Below are 22,406 nucleotides of genomic sequence, written 5' to 3'. Positions count from 1 at the left end.
GATGCCATCGAGTACCGTGCGTAGCTCGCGAGTAGGGACGACCGAGTCGGCACGTCGCTTCGAAACGTATGCGTCAGCGTAGGACGAGGGTGGGGTTGCTGCAATGCTCTGCGGGAGAACGAGATCGAGATGCGACCGGGACATTCCGTAGACGGCCGCATTCGCGCATTCCGACATTCGGAATATTCACTCCATAAACCCAAGGTTTGTTTGAGGGATGGATAGAAACCCCCCGTTCGCGCTATGCTCGTTTTACAAACTTAGAATGCAACACTTTCGGTAAACTCCGCACGAAGGAGACTTCACGTCGGCCCGACGGTCGCACGGGCACCGGAGCCGCGCGAGCGGACGATGCACGCGACCGGACCGAGACATTCGACAATGTTGCGCTGCAACGTTTTCCGTCGTTCGTACTCCTGTTGTCCGAAACGGCCTCGCTACAAATCCTTCCGGGAGACCTCCGCAGCTCCCGACCCGGCCGCTCCCGTCTCAGCCGCGATATCCGTCCCCGGGAGGGAGGAAGCGCAGATGCCGATCCAGAGACGAGTCGGACCCCGCTCGGGCACGGTCTGGGTGGACCTGTTCGGTGAAACCTCCGAATACACAGGCGAAGCGAGCGCCGATCTGCTGAGAGGATGGGCGAGCGGGTATCTCACCGAACCCAACCCCGAACTCGGCCGCAGTGGACCCGTCTGCCCGTTCGTTCGCCCCTCCATCGGTAAGCAACTCTTCGGAGCCGCCTTCGTCCACGGATCCGGAATCGATGCCCGAGCCCTCGGCACGATCGTCGAGGACCAGTTCGACCTGTACACGACGCTCTCACGCGAAGACGATCGCGATCGAAGCCTGAAGACGCTCGTGACCGTACTGCCCGACCTCACCGGCTTCGAGGTGATCGACGTCGTCCACGCGGAATTCAAATCGCAGTTCGTCGAACACGGTTTCATGCTCGGCCAGTTCTACCCGGGCTGCACCCAGCCGGGACTGTGGAATCACGACTTCCATCCCCTCGACGCCCCCTTACCGATGCTGGTCGCCCGCAACATGATGACGACCGATTTCCCGTTTCTCGTCGGACGCCAGGAATGGCTCTGCGCCTACTTCAAGAAGTTCGCCCCGGCCCTGCCCTCGACACTCCGCCTCACCATCGCGAAACGGATGAGATACGACGGCGATGCGGTGGACGCGATCACCACACATCACGAGCTGACGGGGAACGAACCGGCCAGATAGCCTGTACGCGACCCCCACCGCACATCATCGTCAAGCTCAGGGTCTTGATTATCGGAAATCAAGCCCTCACACTTGACACATGTTCGTATTGACGGTCGACCAGCGGAGCAGCCGCCGAGACATCGACCGTGTGGCGGACCTTCTCACCGACCTGCAGGACGTTCCGCTGGTACGTCCCTTCGATCGCACCGCGGGCGACGAAGTCCAGGCCGTCGCGGACGATCCCGCCCTCGTCGTCGATCTCGTCCTCGACCTCCTCCGGCGTGAACGCTGGAGCATCGGGGTGGGGGTCGGGCCGGTGGAGACCCCGCTCCCCGAACAGACACGCGCCGGTCGTGGACCCGCCTTCGAACACGCCCGTATCGCCGTCGAACGCGCCAAGAACGCACCCGGGCAGGTCGCGGCCGAAGGCGACGACACCGAGGCCACTGCCGACGTCGACGCCGCGCTCACCCTGCTCGCCACCGTCGTCCTACGCCGGACCGAACAGGGACACGAGGCGGTCGACCTCGCGCGTCAGGGTCTGTCGCAGGCGCGGATAGCGGAGCGTCTCGGCATCAGCAAGCAAGCGGTGTCCCAGCGTCTCGCCACCGCCGGATGGCAGGCCGAACTCGCCGGACGTGAACTCGTACGCCGACTCCTGGAAAGGGCCGATCGTTGACCGTCCTCTCACTGGTGTGCCTGGCAGTGGCCGCCCTCGCACCCGCGCTCGCCCTGGGTCCGAGCCTGCCGCTGTGGCCGGCCGCGTCGCTGAGCATCGCGGGTCTCGCCGGGGCCGCGCTCGCCGCCACCGCGACCACCCCGGTTCAGGGCATCGCGCTCGCGGCCACGCTCATCCTCACCGCCACGGCGGCGATCACCGGAGGCGGACCCGCGGTTCTCGTGGCGTTCCGGATCGCGCGCAGGCAACCCGACGCCGGTCCCGAGCCCACCCCTCCCCCGGGTCCGCTCCGCGGCGGACGGGTCATCGGCGTGCTCGAACGCGGAGCGGTCACCGCCTCCATCCTCGCCGGATGGCCCGAAGGGATCGCGGTCATCATGGCGGTGAAGGGTCTCGCCCGCTATCCCGAACTGCGCGAACCGAACGCCTCCGAACAGTTCATCATCGGCACGTCCACCTCGGTGCTGTGGGCGGTCGCGGTGTGCGGCGTCGGACAGGCGCTGATCACCTGATCCCGAATACCGCTGTCAGATCTTCTTCAGTGCACTGCCCTTGTGCATCGCGACGTGATCGGTCTTGTCGCTCCGGATCTCGTACTGCGGCTCGTCCTCGCTGCACCGCCGAGTACGTCCCTTGAACTCCACGTCCTTCGTGTGTTTCGCGATGATCACGCCCTCGACGTATCCGGCTTCGGAGTTCCATCGGACGTGGTCACCGATGGAGAAGTGGGTCGCCATGTCGTCGTCCTCCCGATCGGCCCGCTTCCTGTGACAGTCGGATAGCCGTCTCCCGTCGGTCCTACACCCCGGTCGGTCGGACCGTTCGATGCTCCGCAGGATCCGCGGACCCCTCCGCGACGGCGCGGAACCGTTCCAGGTCCTCCGGACGGAACTCGGGCCGGTCGACCACCGCGTCGACGAGCAGACGCAACTGGTGTTGCAAGGCCGGCACCGACTCGGTGCGCCCCTCCGTCGAAAGGTGATCCATGAGCATGCGCAACACCCGGGCCAGTGCCGTCGCCACGTGCAACTGCGCCGAACCGGCCTGCCGGATCTGCTCGAAGGCGTGCTCGATGTACTCGTCGGGCGACAGGATCCACGGACGCAGCAGGATCCGACCCTCCGCACCCTCGATCGCCGGCGCCGGACTGTCGGTGACCAGCAGGGTGCGCAGCAGACTGCCGAGCCGGAGCACCACTTCGGTCGCGGTCGTCGGGTCGTTGATCGCCTGGCTCAGCGCGCGCAACGCGATGTCGACGAGCTGCCGCAATGCGAAGTCCACGTCCTGCTGCATGGTGCGCACGTTCGAGATCTCCACGGCCGCCTCGAGCCGCCGCAGGATCACGGTCCGCTCCGGCTTCGGATGGATCCGCAGCAACGGTTCCCCGCGGTGGATGTACGCGCCGGGACGTGTCTCCATCCGCACCACCGCGCCCGGCGGTACCACGGCGAGAACGAGTTCGGCCGGTGCCTGGGTCACCCAGCCGTCGCGCGGGGCGTGCACCGTCGCCCCCTCATCGAAATCCGGCTCCGGCGCCCGGTCGACGTGGATCTCACGGTGCGCACTCCGACTCGTGTTCGAGATGACCTTCTCGGCCTCCGAGGCGATGCTGCGCACCACCTCCCCGACCTGCAGACCGTGGGCCAGCCGGTTGAGATAGGCGATGATGAGCACCACGGTCGACACCGCGAGGACCAGCGCGAGGGTCGTCGACAGTGTCGGGGCAGGTGCGGCGTCGTCCGCGCCGATGTGACGCAGCGTCAGCACGCAGTAGACGAAGGTCGCCACCAGCATCCCGATCACCGTCTGGCTGACCCGATCCCGGATGAAGGACCGCATCACCCGCGGTGAGAACTGGCTGCTCGCCAACTGCAGGCTCACGACGGTCAACGAGAAGACGACGCCGGCGGTGGTGATCGTGGCGCCCGCCACGGTGCTCAGCAGCCAGATCGCCGCGTTGCTGTTCATCTTCATGCCCCACGGGAAGGGGCCGAAGGTCCGATCGATGTAGCCGCTCACCTCGGCGAGCACAGCTCCGGCGACGACGACCAGCGCGGGCAGCGCGAACAGGCTCTCCCGGAATCGGTACTCACCCGCGGCGAGCCGCAACTGCATCCACGATCTCGGCAGAGCACTCATGCCGACCACGCTATCGACGCGCACGGTTCCGGCAACCCGACTTCCGCAGAACACCTCGACCAGGAGCGGTCACCGCGCCGGAGGTGTCATCCGCTCACCCGGTCGTCCGGAGCGGACGCTTCTCCTCCTCTTCCGCGACGACCTCGATGCGATCCTGCACTCGCCGCATCGCACGCAGCCACCGATCCGGATCCGATGCTCGCCGCAGGTAGTACTCCGCCACCTCGGGGTGCGGAAGGATCAGGAACCGGTCGTCGCCGAGCGCTCCGACGATATGGTCGGCGACCTCGTCCGGGGTGAGCACCCCACTCTCGAAGATCACCCGGCCCGCAGCGTCGGTCGGCAGCAGATCCGTCGCGACGCCCTGCGGGCACACACACTGGACGATCACGCCCTTGTCCCCGTAGGTCGCCGAGAGCCACTCCGCATGGGCGACGGCAGCGTGCTTGCTCACCGAGTACGCCGGGGAACCGAGCATGGTCAGCAGTCCCGCCGCCGAGGCCGTCACCACGAACCGTCCGGCACCCCGCTCGAGCCACTCCGGCAGCAGTGCCCGGGCGGCGCGGACGTGCCCCATGACGTTGACCTCCCAGGACAGCTGCCATGCCGCCTCGCTCTCGGCCGCTCCCGTCTCGACCCCGGCGTTGGCGAACCACACGTCCACGGATCCGAGAGCGGCGAGCGAGCGGGCGACCAACTCGGCGACGCCCTGCTCCCCTGCCGCGTCCCCCGGTACTGCGATGCCACCGATCTCCTCGGCGACGCGGGCGCACGCGTCGGCGTCGAGATCGTTGACCACGACACGGGCGCCGGCCTGCGCGAGGCGGTGGGCCAGAGCCCGGCCGATACCGTTACCGGCTCCCGTGACGACGACACCCGCGTCCCGGAGATGATCCGGAGCCGTCCTGTACGTCAACTGGCGTCCTTCCGTTCGTGCCGGCCCCGGCCTTGCCGAGGCGGCAGGCGAGACCGGGCCCGGCAACGAGCGACTCGCTGCCGGGCCCGGTGATGACATCTCGATCCGTGTGGTCACATCTTGCTGAGCGCGTCGGTTCCGCCCACCAGCATCGCCGCGGCGACACCGACCGCGGTGACCCCGGTCATGACCAGGGCGACGGCGGCGACGAGCGGGTAACCGCCGTTGGACCAGTACTCGAACAGGATGGTGCCCATCACCTGCGTCTGCGAGGCCCGCACCAGCAGCGACGCAGTGAACTCGTGGGTGAGCAGGACGAACAACAGGGCCGCGGTCCCGCCGAGGCTGCCGCGCATGAGCGGCAACAGGATCTTCACGTTGGTGGCCACGAAACCGGCACCGCTCACCCGGGACGCCTCGAGGTAGGTCTCGCCGAGGGCGAGCATCGAGGACAGCTGCATGCGGGTCGCGAACGGCAGCATCAGCGTCACGTACACCAGGATCACCACCCACGACGTGCCGTAGAGGACGATCGGCCCCTGCGTGTAGGTCAGCAGGAAGGCGGCACCGAAGATGACCGCCGGCACTCCCAACGGCATGGACACGAGCACGTCGGTGACCACTCGCAGCACCGGGTACTTCGTGCCACGCACGATGAGGTTCGCGGCGACGAAGCCGAGCGGCAGGACGATCGCCATCGCGATCAGGGAGAACATCACGCTGTTGCCCACCGCAGCGGGCACCGCCGTGCCGGAGAAGATCGTCCGGAAGTTCTCGAAGGTCAGCGCGGAGAAGTTGACGGTGCCACTCCAGTAACGCGACAGGGCCACGAACACCAGTGCCAGCAGCGGCAGTACCGTCGACAGCAGCGAGAAGAGCAGGATGATCGCCACACCGGTCTTCGACGGGCGCCCCTGGGAACGGAACGCCTTGCCGCCGTGGGTGACGAAGCGACGCTGATTGCCCAGCATCGCCTTCTGCGCGAAGACCACCACGATCCCCACGATCAGCAGCGGCGAGCCGAGGGCCGCGGCGGTGGCGAACTGCGCCGGCGAGTCGCTGATCTGGAAGTACATCTCCGTGGTCAGCACGCTGACCCCGGTGTTCGTGCCCAGCAACAGCGGGCCGGTGAACTGCCCGAGCCCGAGCAGGAGCGCGACGCCCGCGCCGTAGATGAGCGTGGGACGCAACAAGGGCAGGGTGATCTTGAAGAACACCTTCCATTCCGGCATCCCGGAGACCTGGGCGGCCTCGATCATCTCCGAGTTGATGTTCTCGAAACCCGAGCGGACGAACATGTACACGAACGAACTCAGCGAGAACCCGGTGATGATCACGATCCACTGGATCGAGTAGATGTCGATCGGGCCCTCTTCGAGATGCGACCACCACGGCAGGTTCCGCAGCATCGCGTTGAGGTAGCCGGGACGGGGTGAGAGCAGGAACGCCCAGCCGACGATCGCGGCGACGGCCGGAATCACGATCGGCAGGATCGGCAGGATCTGCAACACCGCCAGGCGTCGGGGAAGCCGGTTCGCCGCCCACGCCAGTGCCGTACCGAGAACCATCGCGATCACCAACGACCCGAACGCCAGACCGACCGTGTTCCAGAGTATTTGACCGATACGGGGCAGACCGAAGGCACGGTCGTAGCCGGCGGCTCCGTCCTCGAAGGCCGTCGCCTGCAATCGCACCACCGGAAGCACGACCAGGTAGCAGAGCAGCGCCACGAAGGCGACGACGCCGAGGCGGCGCGCGACGACCCGCACCGCGTCGTTCCCGGGCCCGCGGGGGACGCTCGGAGGGGCTTCACCGACCTCGGCGGTCGGCAACGTCATGACAGCCATGTCCGCCTCACCCCACCAGAGCGCCGGTCAGCGCCTGTCGGGGCATTGCCAGTGCCGTGCCGTCGGTGTCGAAGGTGCGCGCGTCGAGCGGATCGAACGCGAAGATCATCGTCGCGCCGCGATTCACCGTGCGCGGCATGCGCGCCGTGTCGAATGTCTGGATGCGGGCATGCAGCTGGCGGCGCACCGATCCGTCGCCCACCACCGAGCACATGACGTCGAAGTGCAGGCCACCGTACTCGACATCGTCGATGTGCACGGCCATCCCGGCTTCACCGGGCAGCAGGTCCGCGACGTCGGTCACCAGCCGGACCTTCTCCGGTCGCAGGCGCAGGACGAACGAACCCACCGAAGCCTCCGCCCGCGGCTGCATGCCGTGGATCTCGGTGCCCAGCGCGTACCAGCGTCCGTCGACGTACTCGCAGGGCACCCGGTTCGACATACCGGTGAAGCCTGCGACGTACTCGTCGACCGGCTCCTCGAAGACCTCGCGCGGCGGCCCGATCTGGACGATCCGGCCGGCGCGCATGATGGCCATGCGGGTGCCCAGCGCGAGGGCTTCGCTCTGGTCGTGCGTCACGAACACCGCCGTGAACGGCTTGCGCTGGTGCAGGTCGTGCAGTTCCGCCCGGACCTGATCGCGCAGGCGCGCATCGAGGTTGCTGAGCGGCTCGTCGAACAGGACGAGATCGGGGTGGGAGACCAGGCCGCGTGCCAGAGCGACGCGCTGCTGCTGCCCACCGGACAGTTCCGCCGGGAGCCGGTCGAGCAGACGTTCGCAGTCCACCAGTGCCGCGGTCTCCTCGACCCGGCCGTCGGCGAGCGCGTCGGTGAGCTTGCGGGACTTGAGCGGGTAGGCGATGTTCTTGCGGACGGTCATGTGCGGCCACAGCGCGTAGGACTGGAAGACCATGCCGATGAAGCGCTTGTCGGGCGGCAGGTTCACACGGCGGGCACCGTCGAAGACCACCTCGTCGCCGAGGGTGATGGAGCCGCTCGCAGGCTGTTCGAGGCCGGCCAGGCATCGAAGCGTCGTCGTCTTACCGCACCCGGACGGGCCCAGCAGTACCAGGAATTCGCCGTCCTCGATCTCGAGGTCGAGATGATCCACGGCCACCGTCGGGGGCTTGCCGTCGAAGTTCTTCAGCAGCTGGCGTATCGAGACATGGGACATCGTGTACTCACTTTCCGACCATCGGAGATCAGTGCTCGGTGGCGAACAGGGCGGGTGCCGGTTCGCGGACGGGTTCAGGGGACGGGGTGCCGCCGTCCCGGTCTGCGCGGCCGGTCGCGAGCCGATACAGCCGCTGTGCGTGTTCGTCGGCGGTGCCCCACAGCACGCTCGAGCTCAGGGCCCGGCGGTAGTACAAATGGGCGGTGTGTTCCCAGGTGAAACCGATGCCTCCGTGCACCTGGACATTCGTCGCCGTGGCAAGGCCGGCTGCGTCTCCGCACGCGATCGCCGCGATGGCCGCTGCCTCGGCGAGCTCGTCGTCGGTGCCCTCCTCGACTGCCCACACCGCGTGTGCCACAGCGGAGTCGGCCAGTTCCACGGCCACGGCCACCTCGGCGAGCATGTGCTTCACGGCCTGGAACTCGCCGATGAGGCGGCCGAACTGCACACGTTCCTTCGCGTAGGCCACCGCGGCGTCGAGGCACGCCCGGGCGACGCCGAGACTGTCGCAGGCCAGCGCGACGAGAGCCCGATCGCGTACGCGGCCCGGTTCGGGCCGGTCGGTGAGCAGGGTGGCCGGGGCGTTCTCGGCGTGGACACGGGCCAGGTCTCGGGTGGCGTCGGTGGCCTCCATCGGTTCGACCGTCAGATGGACGCGGTCGACTGCGTAGAGACCCAGGGCTCCGTACCGATCGACGGCATGGATCAGAAGCGTATCCGCCACAGTTCCGTCGAGCACGAAATCGGCTCGGCCCGTGAGGGTCACGCCTGATCCTCCCTCGACCGCGCGGAAGGCGCTCTCGGTGGAGTGAGCGTCGCACTCGTCCCCGGGGACCACCGTGGCGACGATTCGTGCGCCCGAGGCGATCCCTTCGAGGAGGTCCCCGGCGAGGGGGTGCTCGGTGCAGCGGGTGAGAGCCGCGGCGGCGACGACACCGCCGAGGACGGGGACCCGGGTCAGTTCCGCACCGAGGGTTTCGAGAACGGCTGCCACGGTTGCGAAAGAGGTGCCGAGACCGCCGAGGTTCTCGGGGACGGCGAGAGCGCCGATTCCGATCTCGCGGCCGAGCACGGACCACAGTTCGCGGTCGAGGGCACCGTCGCGGTAGACCCGATCGGTCCGCCCGTCGGCCGGGTCGGCCCGGCCGACGGCGGCTCGGACGGTGTCGACGAGGAGCGCCGTATCCTCCGCGCCGGTCGCGCTCGAGAGAATCATGGTGTCGCCTTTCCTGGGGATGCCGGCCGTGGGAGCTGCTGCCGGCGTCTGGATCTGCTCAATCCGAGGACGGAAGGGGCCGGGCCTGCTTCTCGGCGAGAACCGCGTCGCCGATCGCGAGGGGTCCGGTGCCGGGACGTACGCACAGCACCTCGACTCCCCCACCCTCGTATCGCTTGCCGATGAGAAGACCCTGGCCTGCGGCCGCGTCGGAAGCCGGTGCGGCATCGGCGGACATCGGCTCTCCCCCGCACAACAGAGGTCCGGTCACCGCATCGTCGACTCGGACGACCACGACTTCGGCACCGCACACGGGGCTCTTGAGACGTTCTCCGACCTTCATGTTTCTTTCCTCTCGTGTCCGGGACCGATCCGGGTCTCCGGAGGGCTCGCCGGGTGCCGGACGCGGCACTGCCGGCGGCGGTGGGTTCTACTGGCTGGAGCCGAACAGCTGGGCGAACTCGGCGCGGAAGGCCTCGGTGTCGTCGGCGGTGACGATCCGGCTGTTGACCCAGATGTCGTCCGCGGATGTCGCCGCCGTGGAGATGTCGGGCAGCACGGAGCCGGCGCGGTCGGCGACGGCCTCCTGGCCGGCCTTGGTCACCAGGAAGTTTGCGAACAACTGTGCGGCGTTGGGGTGCGGTGCGGTCGCCGGGACCCCTGTGAGGAAGGGGGCACCGAAGACCGGCGAGGGCAGACCGGAGTCGACCGGAGCACCGGCTTCCTTCTCCGCGGTGAGCGGCATGGTGTAGAGGGCCGCGGCGATCTCACCGGAGGTCAGTGCCTGGGCCATCGCCTGGGCGCCCGGGTAGGTGCGGGGCTTCTGCCCGGCGAGCTTCTCGACGTAGTCGGGTGAGACCGTGTCTCCCAGGAAGTCGTAGAAGTCCACGATGGCCGAGGACACCGGAAGCATCACACCGATCTTCCCGTCCGCGAGGGAGGGATCGAGCAGGTCCTCGTATCCGTCGATGCCGTCCGGGACCCGGCCGGTGTTCCAGCCGTAGGTGAGCACCGCAGCCGACGAGAGGAAGATCCGGTCGTCGTCCCGCAGGAACTTCTCGCGGTCGAACTCGGAGGCGTCGAAGGCGGGGCCGGTGACCGGGACGAAGTAGTCCTCGGTCAGCCGTGTGTCCACCCAGGGCTGGGAAGCGGTGGCGATGACATCGGCCGTGTGGCGACCGGTTTCCGCCTCCGCCGCCAGCTTGGTCTGGAGGTTGGCGTCGTTGTCGCGGACGATCTCCACCCCGATGCCGTACACCGACTCGAATCGGGCCGCGACTTCCTGGAGGTTGTCCGTCGGTTGCCCGGTGAAATAGGTGACCGAGCCTTCCTGCTTCGCGGCCTCGACCAGCTCCTCCCAGGCGCTGTCGCCGGCCGGACCGAGATCCTCCGCGGACACCTCCGTGGTACCGGACCCGCACGCAGCAGCAGCGAACGTCACTGCGGCGATGCCGATTCCGGCAATCGAGCGACGAAGCGACGGAAATCTCATGGCAGACCTTTCGATTTTCTGAAGAGTCGAGCGACCGTGCGCCGGGAGGCACAAGGGCGATGCGGTGGGACGGCCGGGATGCTCAGCTTCCGGAGACGACCCGACCGTGGACGCGATTACGCGCTTCGCGCCAGGTCAGGCCACGGTCCGCACGAGCCTCCGCGGGGAGCCCGAGAAGTCGTTCCGCGACGATGTTGCGCTGGATCTGATCCGACCCGCCGGCGATGCTGTAACCGGGGGCGCCGAGAACGTGCGCATTCCATTCGTAGGTACCGGGAATGCCGGTGTCCGCGATGAGGTTACGCCCCAGCACGGTTCGTGCCGCAGCGGAGACCGCGGCGAGCTTGTCGACCCATTGGATCTTGCGGACGGATCCGATCGCCGAGGGCGCCGCTCCGCCGTCGCGAGCCTGGCGGTCCCGCAGCAGGTCCACCGCGGCGAGTTGCTGGCGCAGGTACACCCGGGCCAGTTGCTCACGCACACGCGGGTCCTCGTCGCGCCCGAGGCGCCGGGCCGTGGCCACGAGCTGATCGAACTGCCCGCCGACATTGGCGGTGTTGGACCCGCCTTCGCGTTCGAAGGCAAGTGTGGTCAGGGCGACGGACCACCCCTTGCCCACCTCCCCGAGACGGAGGCTGTCGGGGATGCGGACCCGGTCGAGGAAGACCTCGTTGAAGCTGCTGCCCCCGGACATCTGCCGGATCGGGCGGATCTCGACACCGGGAGCGTCGAGAGGAATCAGGAAGGCGGTCATGCCCTGGTGCTTGGGCTGGTCGGGATCGGTGCGGGCGATGAGTTCGCCCCATTCGGCGAACTGCGCGCCCGACGTCCAGACCTTCTGCCCCGAGACGATCCAGTCGTCGCCGTCCCGCACCGCGCGTGTTCCGAGATTCGCGAGGTCGGAGCCGGCGTCGGGCTCGGAGAACAGTTGGCACGCAAGAAGTTCACCACGAAGCATCTTCGGCAGGAACTGCTGCTTCTGTTCGTCGGTACCGAGGAGCCTGATGGTGGGGGCGATGAGGTGCAGGGTGACCGAGACGAGCTCGTGCGGCGGGAGCGGGCACAGTTCGTTCTCGATGCGCGCGAAGGCTTCCGCAACCTCGGTTCCGGTCTCCGTGCCGCCGTATTCGATCGGCCATCCGAGCGCACCGTAGCCGGCGTCGAACTTCTCGCGCTGCCAGGTGCGGTGGCGGTCGAGGAGCGCCCGCTCCTCGTCTTCGGGGAGATCGTGGAAGACCGAGACGTCGTACTCGTCGTCGCGGACGGTGAACGCCAGTCGGGCCAGGGTGTCGGTCACCCAGGTGCGGGCGCGGGTCTCGAATTCCGAGAGGGACATGAATACTCCACTGGCTGAGATCGTCCCGTGTGGGGCGATCGGGCTGTTGGTCGGTCCGCGGCCGGTGGCAGAAGCTACCCGCTCGGCATCCATTAGGAACATACGCATATTAACGGAGATTTAAGTCACAGTCCAGTGATGCGAGAGATGCGTGTCACCCCGCCGAGGACCGGGAACCGGCTGCGAACCGCCGGTGCCGGCCCGCCCCTGGAGGGCACGGGCCGGCACCTGGGACTCGAGGACGTCAGTCCAGGTTGTAGAGCGCCGCAGCGTTGTCGTGCAGGATCTTTCGCGCGTCCGCCTCGGAGAGATGCGCGAAGTTGCGACGCAGGTAGTCGTCCGGCCGCACGGCATCGCTCGCCGGCCCCGGGGACATCGAGGTCGGGTGCGGGTAGTCCGTCTCGTAGAGCACGTTGTCGGCACCGAGCTGCTCGATCGCGCTGCGCGCCGAATCCTGCTCGAACCAGAAGCAGCCGTAGATCTGCCGCTTGAAGTACTCGCTGGGCAGAAGCTCGTAGTTCGGGTGCTCCTTGTGCACGCCGCTGTTCCGCCACTGCCAGTCCATGCCCTCGAGCGCGAACGGCATCCAGCCGATGCCCGACTCCACGGAGACGAACTTCAATTCGGGGAACCGGTCGCAGATGCCGCCGAAGATGAGCTGCGAGATCGTGCGGGCGTTGTCCATGAAGAACGAGATGCCCATCATGCCGTAGTTGGCCGCCACACCGTTGCTCTCGTGCCCGAAGCCGCTCAGATCGACCTCGCCGGAGGCGATGTGGAAGTTGATCGGCAGCTTCTTCTCCTGCGCGGACGCCCACAGCCGGTCCCAGTACGGGTCGGTCAGTACCGGCAATCCGAATGCGGCCGGGTTCTGCGTGAACACCAGGCCCTTGTGCCCGGCAGCCGCGACCCGCTCGACCTCGGCGATGGTCGCCTCCATGTCCCAGAAGGGCAGGATGCCCACCGGGACGTAGCGGCCGGGTGCGAACTGGGCCCACTCGGTGAGGTAGTCGTTGTAGGCACGGACACACTCGAGCTGCAGATCGTTGGATCCGTTGGACTGCAGCGTCTTCTGACTGAAGACCGCGACGTTCGGGTACAGGATCTGTGCGTGGATGCCGTAATCGTCCATCAGCGCCAGACGCTTGGCGGGATCCCACGAACGCGGATCGGTGTCGGCGAAGCGCGGCGGGCAGCTCGGCGGGTACTCGTGCCAGCCGGCCATCGCGGGCGCACCGACGGCGCTCATGCGGGTACCGGAGACGAACCACGCCTCGTCGCCACGCTGTTCGTCCCACCGCACGTGGGGAACGAGATCGCCCCACTTCTTCGACATCCGGGACGTCCACAGGTCCGGCGGTTCGACGACATGGGTGTCGGTATCGATGATCTTGATATCGCGAAGGTCGTACACGAGAACTCCTCCTTGTGGAGATCGGGAAGTGGAAATTCGGGTGCGCACGTGCGCTGGAAGGGCGGCGACGTCCGGTCGCAGCCGGGAAAGATTCTGTGATCGCCCGGAAGGGGTTACTTGATCGCGCCGGAGATCTTGAGTTCGACGATGCGGTCCCAATCCAGACCGTGCTCGAGCAGCACCTCGTCGGTATGCTCGCCGTGGTGCGGGGCTCGCGTCAGTGTCGGGGCCTCCCCGCCGAAGGAGGTCGGTGCCGTCACCATGTCCAGGGTCCGCCCGTCCTCGTATTCGACGGTGCGGACGAAGCCGTTGGCCAGGGCCTGCGGATCGGACAGCACGTCGATCGGCTTGCGGAAGACGTCCCATTGCCCTTCCTGCTTGCCCAGGATGTCGGTCCACTCCGCAAGGGTGCGCTGCTCGAAGATCTCCGTCAGGATCGCCGTACACTCACGGGAATTGCGGGCGCGGTCCTCGAACGTCGCGAACCGCGGGTCGTCGATCAGGTGGGACAGGCCGATCGCCTCGCAGAGGCCGGGCCAGAACTTCTGACTCTGCAGCAGCGCGAGATGGATGTAGCGCCCGTCGCTGGTGCGGTAGATGTTCGAGACGGGATTGACCGGGTTGTAGCGGTCGGGGTACGGCAGTTCGTCGGCACCGATCATCTGGCAACCCGCGATGGTCGCCTGCATCGCCCAGGCGCCGACCGAGAACAGCGACGTGTCGACGACGATGCCCTCACCGGTGCGTTCGCGGTGGAGCAGACCCGCCGCGATGCCGCCGGCCAGGGCCATGCCGCTCTGGGAGTCGCCGAAGGCCGGACCGGGCATGTTGGCAGGCCAGTCCAGATCGTCCGGGGCGATGGATCCGGCCGCACCCGAGCGCGCCCAGTAGGTGATGCCGTCGAAACCGCCCTTGTCGCTGTCCGGGCCGGCCACACCTTGAGCGGTGCCGCGGGCGTACACGATCCGCGGATTGCGCGCGAAGATGTCGTCTACGTCGATACCCAGCTTGGCGCGCGCGTCGGGCAGGAAGTTCGTCATGAAGACGTCGGCGGATTCGACGAGCTTCATGAGCACCTCACGCCCCTCGGGGTGGGCGATGTCCAGTGCGACAGCGCGCTTTCCGCGGTTGTTGATCTCGAACAGGCTCGCGAGGCCGTCGACCTGGGCGGGGACACCCCAGGCTGCGGTGGATCGAGTGGGGTCGCCGAAATCCGAGTGCTCGATCTTGACGACGTCGGCTCCCCAGTCGGAGAGGATCGCGGCCGCCGAGGGGACGAACGCGTACAGCGCCACCTCTACGACCTTGATCCCGTTCATCACCGTGGTCATCGAGTGTTCTCCTTCGTCGTCTCACGGCCACGAGAGGCCGCGCACAGCATGGGAAGTGAGCGCCGAGCGACTCCGTGAGATGCGGGTCGGGGGATTCGGCGGAAGCTCGAACGCGAGCTGAAAACACCGTAACTATAGCAATGTTTTGTGCGTTGTACATCACAATTTTTCGGGAGGTCGCGAGGCGACGCCACGCAGGGCGGGTCAGTAGAGCGACTCACCCCCGTCCACCACGAGGTTCGTGCCGGTGACGAACGCCGAATCCGGACTCGCGAGATACAGTGCGGCAGCGGCCATGTCCGCCGGGGTGCCGGCCCGACCCATGGGGACCGTCGCGGCGCGCTCGTCGAACAGGTTGTTGCGGTCCTGGGCGAGCGGGGTCGCAGTGATGCCGGGAGACAGCGCATTGACGCGCACCCCCGTGGGCGCGAGCTCGTAGGCCGCGAGGCGGACCAGCTGGTTCAGGCCCGCCTTCGAGGTGCCGTAGGGAACGAGCGAGGGCCGGGCACCGAGTGCGCGGATCGAGGAGACGACGACGATGGACCGGTTCTCGTCCGTGCGCTCGACCATGGATCGCGCCGCCGCCTGCACACAGAGGAACGTCCCCGTCAGGTTCAGATCGATGCAGTCCTGCCATTGCCGCGGCGTCAGTTCGAGGAAGGGCACCACACTCCCGCTCCCGGCATTGGCGACGAGTACGTTGAGCGGCCCGTTCCGGTCCTCCGCGGTCTCGAACATCGCGGCGATGGAGTCCGCGTCGCTGATGTCCGCGACGACGCCGGAGACCCGGTCCGCAGCCTTGCACCGCATCTGCAGTCTCTCGACCGCCGCGTCGAGCACTTCGAGCCGACGTGCCGCGAGGGAGACCGTCGCTCCGGCATCGAGCAGGCGCTCGGCGATGCCGTAGCCGATGCCCTCGCTCCCTCCGGTCACGAGGACGTGTTGCCCGGCGAGAGAGCCCGCGCCGGTGTAGTTCGCAGAATCTCGGGGTATACGTGTGTTCTGGGTCATAGAGAGTGGTATAACATCAACTAACCGAAACATACATATATTTCCGGGTAGCCCTCAGCACCGGGCTTCCTCCCTATACTCGGCCGCACGCTCACCCCCGCTCGGACGAGTGCGGGCCCCTGCAGAGACGACGAGGACACCATGACCCGCAACTTCACGAGCTCGCAGTCGGACACCGCCGCGCGACGACGCGCGGTAGCCATGACTCGCACCGAGAAGGTTTCGCGCACAGTGGCACGCATGGTCGCCAAGGAGATCGCCGACCGGCAGCTCGCTCCCGGTTCGGCCCTCGAAGCCGAGTCCGAGATGGCTCGCCGCTTCGGCGTCGGCCGCGCCTCCGTCCGCGAAGGGCTGCGACTGCTCGAGGCCCAGGGCCTGGTGACGGTCCGGCAAGGCCTCGGCGGTGGCCCCATCGTCTCCGAACCCACGGGGAGCGAATTCGGCGACACACTGTCGATGTACCTGCAGGCCAAAGGCGTTCGATTCCGGGAGGTCGCCGAGGCCGCACTGGAGATGGAGGGGCTCGCAGCCGCGATGCTCGCCGACCGGGTCGCTGCCGGCGAGGACGTCGATCTCGATGCCCTGGCCGGGAAACAGATCGTGCCGGAGATGACCGACGACGAGGTCGTCGACACCGCGGTCGGGTTCCACCAGACACTGCGGGAGATGTCCGGCAACTACGTGCTCACCCTCACCGGATCGGCGCTCGCGCACATCTACACCTTCCGCATGCTCGAGGCGCACCCCGACGTCTGGGACGACGAGGAACGCGAGGGATTCGAAGGGCCGCACCAGGCGATCCACAATGCCATCGCCGCCGGCGAACCGGAACGCGCCCGCCGCCTGGCCCGCGAACACATGCGTGAGGTCATCGATCGCCTCTCCGCCCTCAACCCCCGGATGCTGGACGAACGCGTGGACTGGCGCTGAGCCCTCCCTCTCGGCGACGACCTGCATCCGGGCATCCGCCCGCGACCTGAACATCGATCAACCACGGCCCGGCGTGCCTGCGTGCCCGACGGATCGTCGACGCAGGTCGCCGTATCGAACCGGAGTCCGTGTGTCGCCGAAAGCTGCGTCCGATCCGAAACGTACACGCCCACGCATCGCGCTCCCCCGCGCGGCGTGGGCGATCTCGTTCGCCACCGTCGGTGTCTTCATGGGCATCGGTGTCGTGAGTCCGATCCTTCCGTCCCTGGCCGACGAACTGGGAGGATCCCCCGCTCAGGTCTCCCTGCTGTTCACCAGCTACATGGCGGTGATGGGTCTGGCGATGGTGGTCACCGGCTGGATCTCGAGCCGCACGGGGGTGCGCGCCACTCTCCTGATCGGCCTGGCACTGATCGCGGTGGCCGCGGTGGGGTCGAGTGCATCGTGGGCGCTGGGACCGATCATCGGTTTCCGCGCGGGCTGGGGACTCGGCAACGCGCTGTTCGTCGCGACGGCCCTGGCCGCGATCGTGGCCGCGATGCCGGGACGGCGGTCACGTGCGATCACCTACTACGAGGCCGCGGTAGGGGCCGGCATCGCCACCGGTCCGCTCGTCGGCGGTCTCCTCGGGCAGATCTCGTGGCGGGCCGCCTTTCTCGGATCCGCACTTCTGGTCACACTGTCCTTCGCCCTTCTGGCGGTCGTACTTCCCCGTACCCCGCGTGCCGCCGAACCGACTTCGCTCGTCGCGCCGTTCCGAGCCCTCACCCACCGGGGTCTGTTCTCGGTCGCGGCGGTGTCGCTGCTCTACCATCTCGGTCTCTTCACGGTGTTCTCCTACGCACCGTTCGTGCTCGGGTTCTCGCCCGCGCAAACGGGTTTCGTGTTCTCCGGCTGGGGTGTCTGTCTGGTCTTCGCGTCGGTCGTGGCCGCACCCCGTCTGCGGGGTTCCGTCGGTGCCGTGCCGACCGTTGCAGCGGCACTGGCCCTGTTCGCGACGACGATCGCGCTCATCGCGGTCTTCACCGAGAACAGAGCTGTCGTGACGGTCTGCATCGTCGTTTCCGGGCTGTTCGTCGGTGTGCTCAACGCACTGGTGACCGAGATCGGCATGCACGTCTCCCCTGTGGACGGCGCCACAGCTGCGGCGAGCTACAGTTTCGTCCGCTTCGGCGGGGGCGCCTGCGCGCCGTGGCTCGCCGGATGGCTCGGGGAGGCCACCGCTCCGTCCGTGCCCTTCGCCGCGGCGGCGGGCGCGACCGCACTCGGCCTGGGCGCCCTCGCCTTCGGCCGGAAGAGCCTGCCTCCGCGACCTCGACGTGCTGTGTCCGGGGAGGGCGACCCTGATCGAGCGACTGTCGGGAGTCCCTCTACGATCCGGGGGTGACGTGGGCCACTCCACGCGCTATGCTCTCTAATATCCCAAATATGACGATGTTTTGATCGTCGATTCCCTCTTCTGCCTACGGCACGAAAGGCCTCGTCATGAGCGAACTTTCCCTCGGATCCGGTTCCGTCGTCGTCACCGGCGGAACCGGTGGTCTCGGCACCGCAGTCACCGAACGCCTCCTCACATCCGGCGCACGGGTGGTCGTCCCCTGGTACGACGAGGCCGAAGCCGACCGGTTGACACCCCACCCCGATCTCGTCCTCGTCAAGGCCGACCTGTCCGACGAGAACGATGTCGAGCGGGTGCTCGGCCTCGCCACCGCCGACGAGTCCCGCCCCCTGACAGGCCTGGTCAACCTCGTCGGGGGCTTCCACTCCGGTAGCCGCGTCCACGAGACACCCGTGGAGGTGCTCGACGCCCAGCTCTCCCTCAACCTGCGGATCGCCTATCTCGTCACCCAGGCCGCACTGCCCGAACTCATCCGACGCGGTGGCGGATCGGTCGTGTGCATCGGGTCGGCCGCCGCAACCCGCCCGTTCCCCGGAGCCGCCGGCTACATCGCCTCCAAAGCCGCTGTCGCGGCGCTGGTCCAGAGCATGGCGGTCGAGTACGCACCCGACGCCATCCGCGTCAACGGTCTCGTGCCATCGATGATCGATACCCCTGCCAACCGCAGCGCGATGCCGAACGCCGACACCTCGTCGTGGGCCCGCCCGGCCGACATCGCCGACGTCATCACCTTCCTGTTGAGCGACGCGTCCCGCTCGGTGACCGGCGCGCTGATCCCCGTCACCGGAACCACATCCGATCACTGATCCCGGTCCCCGACGCAAGAGGACCCCGCGGTCGAATCCGCGGGGTCCTCTTGCATCCGGTTCACCGGAGATACGCGGGAGATCGCACACCGAGCCGGCCCGCGAGGGCCGCGAGATTCTCGCGTCGCTCCGCGACGGTGGCGCCCTTCCAACCCGCATCCGCCCACACGACCAGATCGTCCAGTCCACGATCCCGGTAGCATTCGAGATCGGCCGCCGTCGTCGCCTCGGTGACCTCGACCCGCACGTAACACGGGAACTCCGCATTCCCGCCCGCTTCCACGCGGTGCCGACGCAGCACGTCCACCAACTCGACGGCCTCCTCGAAGGTCGGCGTGCCCGAGGAGATCCAGGCATCGCCGAGACGCGCCGCACGCGCAAGCGCACGAGGTCCGTTGCCTCCGTAGACGACCGGCACGGCCACGGGTCGAGGATGCGATCGCACCTCGTCGAACCGGTAGTGGGCGCCCTCGTGCGAGAACGACTCACCGCCCCACGCCTTGCGCAGGATCTCCACGCATTCGTCGGTGCGCGAGAACCTCCCGGCGAAGGGCACGTCGAGCGCGGCGAACTCTTCTGCGAGCCACCCTGCGCCGACACCGAACAACAGCCGCCCACCGCTCAGTTCCTGGAGGGTGATCGTGGTACGCGCGGTGTGCAAGGGGTGACGCAGCGCCGTGACGTACACGGCCGTGCCGAGTTTCAACCGCTCGGTGACCGCCGCGATCGACGCGTGCAGCGCGAGCGGATCGGTGAGTTCGGTGGTGTCGTCGACGATCGGTCCCGAATGATGCTGGCGGGTTCCCGTCGACGGGTGATCGCTCGTGTACGCGGCCGGGTGCAACACGTGCTCCCCCAGCCACAGCGCGTCGAACCCGAGTTCGTCGGCCGCGCGGGCCAATTCGAGCGCCTCGAGCGGCGTGATTCCGTAGGTGCACAATCCGATGGTGGGCACGTCTTCTCCTCGTGGTCTGGTACGGAGACAGGGCATGCCCGGGCGGTTCGCACCGCCGGACGTGCCCCGTGCGGAGAGGATCTCCGCTCATGCAGGAAGCAGGCCGAGCGCTCGGCGCGCGAGCGGCGCGACGAGCTCCCCTCGCTGTCCCATCCGCGGATCGGTGGTCTCTCCACGGACGAACCGCGCATAGAGCTGCTGCAGGATGACCACGGTCTTCCAGCAACCGAAGGCCTCGTACCAGTCGATGCGCGAGAGATCGAGATCGCTGCCCGATGCGTAGCGCTCGACGATCTCCGCCCGCGACGGCAGATCGAGCGCGTGCATACCGGGAACGACGATGAACGCCGCGTCCGAGTCGGGAGCCACGGTCCGGTCCGGCCAGTAGTTGAGCAGGGTGCCCAGGTCCACGAGCACATCACCGGTCGTGGCCATGTCCCAGTCGAACACCGACTTCACCCGGTCGGGGTCGCCGTGCGGGAACTGGCAGTTGTCGACCTTGTAGTCGTTGTGCACGATGCCGGCCCGCTGACTCGCGGGAACGTCGGCCCGGATCCGAAGGCCGACCTCCTCGACGAGATCGGCGACCTCACGGTCGGAGACGTACTCGGCGACGGCGTCCCACCGGGCCGACCATCCGGAGACCTGCCGTTCCAGGTATCCCTCCGGACGACCGAGATCCGCGAGATCGCACGATGCCGGATCGACGGCATGCAGGTCGGCGAGCCCGTCGACCACGGCGAAACCGATCCGCCTGCCCGCATCGGCACGATGCGACATCGACTCCGGGATCTCGTCCCACACCACGATCCCGTCGCGGTACTCGGAGACGAAGAACTCGGCGCCCACGACAGAGGTGTCGGCACAGTGCAGCAGCGCACGCGGAGCCCGGTCGTACGCGCGGTACAGGCGGGCGAGCACCCGATGCTCGCGCGCCATATCGTGCGCGCCGCGTGCGATCTGCCCGAAGGGAGGACGGCGCACGACCAGCAGTCGATCACCGAAGGCGACCCGGTAGGTCAGGTTCGCCGAACCACGCGGGAACTGCAGCACCGAGAACTCTCCGTCGAGACCGTCGAGGTTCGACCGCAGGTAGGCCTCGAGCGCGTCCCAGTCGAGTTCCTCCCCGGGACGGACCGGCGCTATCTCGACCCGCGGTTCCTCCACGCCCTCGACGCGCGACTCTTCGGCGACGCCCGTCATCACTGCACCCCCAGCGCCGGCAACCCGAACTTGGCCTCTGCCGCAGCATCCAGTGCGAGCAGATGGGTCGTCGGGAACAGCCCCTCGGCCGGCGTCGCCGTCTTCAGCAACTGCTTGGCGATCTGCTGCTTGTGCAGCTCGGTCGCGCCGTCCGCCAAGCCCATGTGGTAGCTCTCGAGAAGCCACTTGCCGAACGGCATCTCGGTGGAGATACCGAGCGAACCGTGCAGCTGGATCGCGCGGGAGACGACGTTGTTGAGGACCTTCGGCATCACCATCTTCACGGCGGAGATGTCGGCGATGACCTTCTTGTAGTCGTCGAGCCGATCGATCTTCCACGCCGTCCGCAGCACGAGCAGGCGGAACTGCTCGAGTTCGACCCACGACTCGGCGATCATGTCCTGCACCAACTGCATGTCGGCGAGCGAACGACCGCGCGTCTGCCGCGACACGGCACGTTCGAGCATCATGTCCAGCGACGCCTTGACCAGGCCGACCGTGCGCATCGCATGGTGGATCCGTCCGCCGCCCAGACGCGTCTGTGCGACCGCGAAGCCCTCACCCTCCTCCCCCAGGAGGTGATCGGCCGGGACCCGCACATCGGTGTACCGGATGTAGGCGTGCGTGCCCTCGGACTCCTGATGACCCCAGACACCGACGTTCCGGACGATCTCGATGCCCGGCGTGTCCATCGGGACGACGAACATCGACGCCCGCTTCGTCCGGGGAGCCTCGGGATCGGTCACGGCCATCACGATGAGGAAGGACGAGAACCGTGCGTGCGAGGAGAACCACTTCTCACCGTTGATGACGTAGTGGTCGCCGTCGCGCACCGCGCGGGTGACGAAGCTGGTCGGATCGGACCCGCCCTGGGGTTCGGTCATCGAGTAGCACGATGCGATCTCACCGTCGATGAGCGGCTGCAGGTAGCGTTCCTTCAGCTCCGGTGTGCCGTAGTGCGCGAGGATCTCGGCATTACCGGAATCCGGCGCCTGGCAGCCGAACACCACCGGACCGCTGTGGGTGGCACCCAGGATCTCGTTGAGCAGTGCGAGTTTGAGCTGCCCGTAGCCCGGACCGCCGAGCTTCGGGCCGAGATGGCAGGCCCACAGGCCCTTCTCCCGCACGATCTGCTGCAGCGGACGGATGAGTTTGTTGCGCGTCGGATCGGTCACGTCCCAGGCGTGTTCGATCACGCGGTCGACGGGGGCGACTTCTTCGTTCACGAAGGTCTGCACCCAGTCCAGCTTCTCCTGGAACTCCGGGTCCGTTTCGAAATCCCATGCCATGTCGATCGTCTCCTACCGTGTGATGAAAAGTTCTCGTCGGCGATCCGGTCGCCG

General features: G+C 67.5%; 21 protein-coding genes. 6 read left to right on the top strand and 15 right to left on the bottom strand.

From position 1 onward, the window contains the following. The first annotated feature begins 528 nt into the window (after positions 1 to 528). The 3 genes from CKW34_RS11355 to CKW34_RS11345 all read left to right on the top strand — a co-directional run bounded on the left by CKW34_RS11355 (position 529) and on the right by CKW34_RS11345 (position 2,406). Positions 529 to 1,233, top strand: a complete 705-nt coding sequence (locus CKW34_RS11355) for a DUF6875 domain-containing protein (protein WP_059381458.1) — start codon at positions 529 to 531, stop codon at positions 1,231 to 1,233. A 79-nt stretch (positions 1,234 to 1,312) separates the two neighbouring features. Continuing rightward, positions 1,313 to 1,894, top strand: coding sequence for a SatD family protein (locus CKW34_RS11350; RefSeq protein ID WP_059381457.1), 582 nt, complete (start codon positions 1,313 to 1,315; stop codon positions 1,892 to 1,894). Further along, positions 1,891 to 2,406 carry a hypothetical protein gene (locus tag CKW34_RS11345; RefSeq protein ID WP_059381456.1) on the top strand — a complete coding sequence of 172 codons (516 nt, stop codon included), beginning with the start codon at positions 1,891 to 1,893 and terminating at the stop codon, positions 2,404 to 2,406. The genes CKW34_RS11350 and CKW34_RS11345 overlap by 4 nt, the downstream gene beginning before the upstream one ends. Positions 2,407 to 2,421: 15 nt before the next feature. On the opposite strand, the gene CKW34_RS11340 is transcribed toward CKW34_RS11345, so the two are convergent. The 12 genes from CKW34_RS11340 to CKW34_RS11285 all read right to left on the bottom strand — a co-directional run bounded on the left by CKW34_RS11340 (position 2,422) and on the right by CKW34_RS11285 (position 15,692). Next, positions 2,422 to 2,631: a hypervirulence associated TUDOR domain-containing protein gene (locus tag CKW34_RS11340; RefSeq protein ID WP_059381455.1), complete on the bottom strand. Its 210-nt coding sequence runs from the start codon at positions 2,629 to 2,631 to the stop codon at positions 2,422 to 2,424. Positions 2,632 to 2,692: 61 nt separating this feature from the next. After that, the gene (locus tag CKW34_RS11335) at positions 2,693 to 4,033 is read right to left on the bottom strand and encodes a DUF2254 domain-containing protein (protein WP_228525578.1); all 1,341 of its coding nucleotides are present in this window, start codon (positions 4,031 to 4,033) and stop codon (positions 2,693 to 2,695) included. A gap of 94 nt (positions 4,034 to 4,127) precedes the next feature. Next, the gene (locus CKW34_RS11330; RefSeq protein WP_059381454.1) at positions 4,128 to 4,949 is read right to left on the bottom strand and encodes an SDR family oxidoreductase; all 822 of its coding nucleotides are present in this window, start codon (positions 4,947 to 4,949) and stop codon (positions 4,128 to 4,130) included. A gap of 113 nt (positions 4,950 to 5,062) precedes the next feature. After that, positions 5,063 to 6,796 (bottom strand): ABC transporter permease, encoded by a 1,734-nt coding sequence (locus CKW34_RS11325; protein ID WP_059381453.1) that lies wholly within the window; start codon positions 6,794 to 6,796, stop codon positions 5,063 to 5,065. A gap of 7 nt (positions 6,797 to 6,803) precedes the next feature. Continuing rightward, complete coding sequence (locus CKW34_RS11320) at positions 6,804 to 7,970, bottom strand: ABC transporter ATP-binding protein (RefSeq protein WP_059381452.1); 1,167 nt, start codon at positions 7,968 to 7,970, stop codon at positions 6,804 to 6,806. Positions 7,971 to 7,998: 28 nt separating this feature from the next. After that, positions 7,999 to 9,186, bottom strand: a complete 1,188-nt coding sequence (locus CKW34_RS11315; protein ID WP_059381451.1) for an acyl-CoA dehydrogenase family protein — start codon at positions 9,184 to 9,186, stop codon at positions 7,999 to 8,001. Positions 9,187 to 9,244: 58 nt separating this feature from the next. After that, the gene (locus CKW34_RS11310; protein WP_059381450.1) at positions 9,245 to 9,529 is read right to left on the bottom strand and encodes a hypothetical protein; all 285 of its coding nucleotides are present in this window, start codon (positions 9,527 to 9,529) and stop codon (positions 9,245 to 9,247) included. An 87-nt stretch (positions 9,530 to 9,616) separates the two neighbouring features. Next, complete coding sequence (locus CKW34_RS11305; protein ID WP_059381449.1) at positions 9,617 to 10,678, bottom strand: ABC transporter substrate-binding protein; 1,062 nt, start codon at positions 10,676 to 10,678, stop codon at positions 9,617 to 9,619. Between the two features lie 82 nt (positions 10,679 to 10,760). Further along, positions 10,761 to 12,014 carry an acyl-CoA dehydrogenase family protein gene (locus tag CKW34_RS11300; RefSeq protein ID WP_059381448.1) on the bottom strand — a complete coding sequence of 418 codons (1,254 nt, stop codon included), beginning with the start codon at positions 12,012 to 12,014 and terminating at the stop codon, positions 10,761 to 10,763. A gap of 244 nt (positions 12,015 to 12,258) precedes the next feature. Next, entirely contained in the window at positions 12,259 to 13,428 is a 1,170-nt protein-coding gene (locus CKW34_RS11295) for an amidohydrolase family protein (protein WP_059381447.1), read from the bottom strand. A gap of 113 nt (positions 13,429 to 13,541) precedes the next feature. Then, complete coding sequence (locus CKW34_RS11290; protein WP_059381446.1) at positions 13,542 to 14,759, bottom strand: CaiB/BaiF CoA transferase family protein; 1,218 nt, start codon at positions 14,757 to 14,759, stop codon at positions 13,542 to 13,544. Positions 14,760 to 14,963: 204 nt separating this feature from the next. After that, positions 14,964 to 15,692: an SDR family NAD(P)-dependent oxidoreductase gene (locus CKW34_RS11285; protein ID WP_306303670.1), complete on the bottom strand. Its 729-nt coding sequence runs from the start codon at positions 15,690 to 15,692 to the stop codon at positions 14,964 to 14,966. Between the two features lie 219 nt (positions 15,693 to 15,911). On the opposite strand from CKW34_RS11285, the gene CKW34_RS11280 reads away from it, so the two are divergent. The 3 genes from CKW34_RS11280 to CKW34_RS11270 all read left to right on the top strand — a co-directional run bounded on the left by CKW34_RS11280 (position 15,912) and on the right by CKW34_RS11270 (position 18,905). Beyond that, on the top strand, positions 15,912 to 16,700 hold the full coding sequence (locus tag CKW34_RS11280; protein WP_059381444.1) for a FadR/GntR family transcriptional regulator: 789 nt from the start codon (positions 15,912 to 15,914) through the stop codon (positions 16,698 to 16,700). A 130-nt stretch (positions 16,701 to 16,830) separates the two neighbouring features. Continuing rightward, positions 16,831 to 18,087, top strand: coding sequence for an MFS transporter (locus CKW34_RS11275; RefSeq protein ID WP_064059837.1), 1,257 nt, complete (start codon positions 16,831 to 16,833; stop codon positions 18,085 to 18,087). 98 nt (positions 18,088 to 18,185) lie between these two features. Next, a complete protein-coding gene (locus tag CKW34_RS11270; protein ID WP_059381443.1) occupies positions 18,186 to 18,905 on the top strand; it encodes an SDR family NAD(P)-dependent oxidoreductase in 720 nt (239 codons plus the stop codon). Between the two features lie 61 nt (positions 18,906 to 18,966). Here the strand turns inward: CKW34_RS11270 and CKW34_RS11265 are convergent, their stop codons facing one another. From CKW34_RS11265 to CKW34_RS11255, 3 genes are all read right to left on the bottom strand, one after another. After that, entirely contained in the window at positions 18,967 to 19,860 is an 894-nt protein-coding gene (locus tag CKW34_RS11265) for a TIGR03619 family F420-dependent LLM class oxidoreductase (RefSeq protein ID WP_059381442.1), read from the bottom strand. Between the two features lie 87 nt (positions 19,861 to 19,947). Next, positions 19,948 to 21,063: a phosphotransferase family protein gene (locus CKW34_RS11260; protein ID WP_059381441.1), complete on the bottom strand. Its 1,116-nt coding sequence runs from the start codon at positions 21,061 to 21,063 to the stop codon at positions 19,948 to 19,950. Then, entirely contained in the window at positions 21,063 to 22,352 is a 1,290-nt protein-coding gene (locus CKW34_RS11255; protein ID WP_059381440.1) for an acyl-CoA dehydrogenase family protein, read from the bottom strand. The genes CKW34_RS11260 and CKW34_RS11255 overlap by 1 nt, the downstream gene beginning before the upstream one ends. Between the last annotated feature and the right edge of the window lie 54 nt (positions 22,353 to 22,406).

Origin of the sequence: Rhodococcus rhodochrous (genome assembly GCF_900187265.1) — a bacterium.
GTDB classification, from domain to species: domain Bacteria; phylum Actinomycetota; class Actinomycetes; order Mycobacteriales; family Mycobacteriaceae; genus Rhodococcus; species Rhodococcus rhodochrous.
Note: the sequence above shows the minus strand (reverse complement) of the source record. Positions and strands in the feature narration are given on the sequence as shown.

What these genes read in the sequence shown, in the direction of transcription:
- CKW34_RS11290 (WP_059381446.1), bottom strand. Translation starts at nt 14,759, where the DNA reads ATGACCACGGTGATGAACGGGATCAAGGTCGTAGAGGTGGCGCTGTAC.
- CKW34_RS11320 (WP_059381452.1), bottom strand. Translation starts at nt 7,970, where the DNA reads ATGTCCCATGTCTCGATACGCCAGCTGCTGAAGAACTTCGACGGCAAG.
- CKW34_RS11325 (WP_059381453.1), bottom strand. Translation starts at nt 6,796, where the DNA reads ATGGCTGTCATGACGTTGCCGACCGCCGAGGTCGGTGAAGCCCCTCCG.
- CKW34_RS11350 (WP_059381457.1), top strand. Translation starts at nt 1,313, where the DNA reads ATGTTCGTATTGACGGTCGACCAGCGGAGCAGCCGCCGAGACATCGAC.
- CKW34_RS11310 (WP_059381450.1), bottom strand. Translation starts at nt 9,529, where the DNA reads ATGAAGGTCGGAGAACGTCTCAAGAGCCCCGTGTGCGGTGCCGAAGTC.
- CKW34_RS11335 (WP_228525578.1), bottom strand. Translation starts at nt 4,033, where the DNA reads ATGAGTGCTCTGCCGAGATCGTGGATGCAGTTGCGGCTCGCCGCGGGT.
- CKW34_RS11270 (WP_059381443.1), top strand. Translation starts at nt 18,186, where the DNA reads ATGAGCGAACTTTCCCTCGGATCCGGTTCCGTCGTCGTCACCGGCGGA.
- CKW34_RS11255 (WP_059381440.1), bottom strand. Translation starts at nt 22,352, where the DNA reads ATGGCATGGGATTTCGAAACGGACCCGGAGTTCCAGGAGAAGCTGGAC.
- CKW34_RS11340 (WP_059381455.1), bottom strand. Translation starts at nt 2,631, where the DNA reads ATGGCGACCCACTTCTCCATCGGTGACCACGTCCGATGGAACTCCGAA.
- CKW34_RS11315 (WP_059381451.1), bottom strand. Translation starts at nt 9,186, where the DNA reads ATGATTCTCTCGAGCGCGACCGGCGCGGAGGATACGGCGCTCCTCGTC.
- CKW34_RS11280 (WP_059381444.1), top strand. Translation starts at nt 15,912, where the DNA reads ATGACCCGCAACTTCACGAGCTCGCAGTCGGACACCGCCGCGCGACGA.
- CKW34_RS11355 (WP_059381458.1), top strand. Translation starts at nt 529, where the DNA reads ATGCCGATCCAGAGACGAGTCGGACCCCGCTCGGGCACGGTCTGGGTG.
- CKW34_RS11300 (WP_059381448.1), bottom strand. Translation starts at nt 12,014, where the DNA reads ATGTCCCTCTCGGAATTCGAGACCCGCGCCCGCACCTGGGTGACCGAC.
- CKW34_RS11260 (WP_059381441.1), bottom strand. Translation starts at nt 21,063, where the DNA reads ATGACGGGCGTCGCCGAAGAGTCGCGCGTCGAGGGCGTGGAGGAACCG.
- CKW34_RS11305 (WP_059381449.1), bottom strand. Translation starts at nt 10,678, where the DNA reads ATGAGATTTCCGTCGCTTCGTCGCTCGATTGCCGGAATCGGCATCGCC.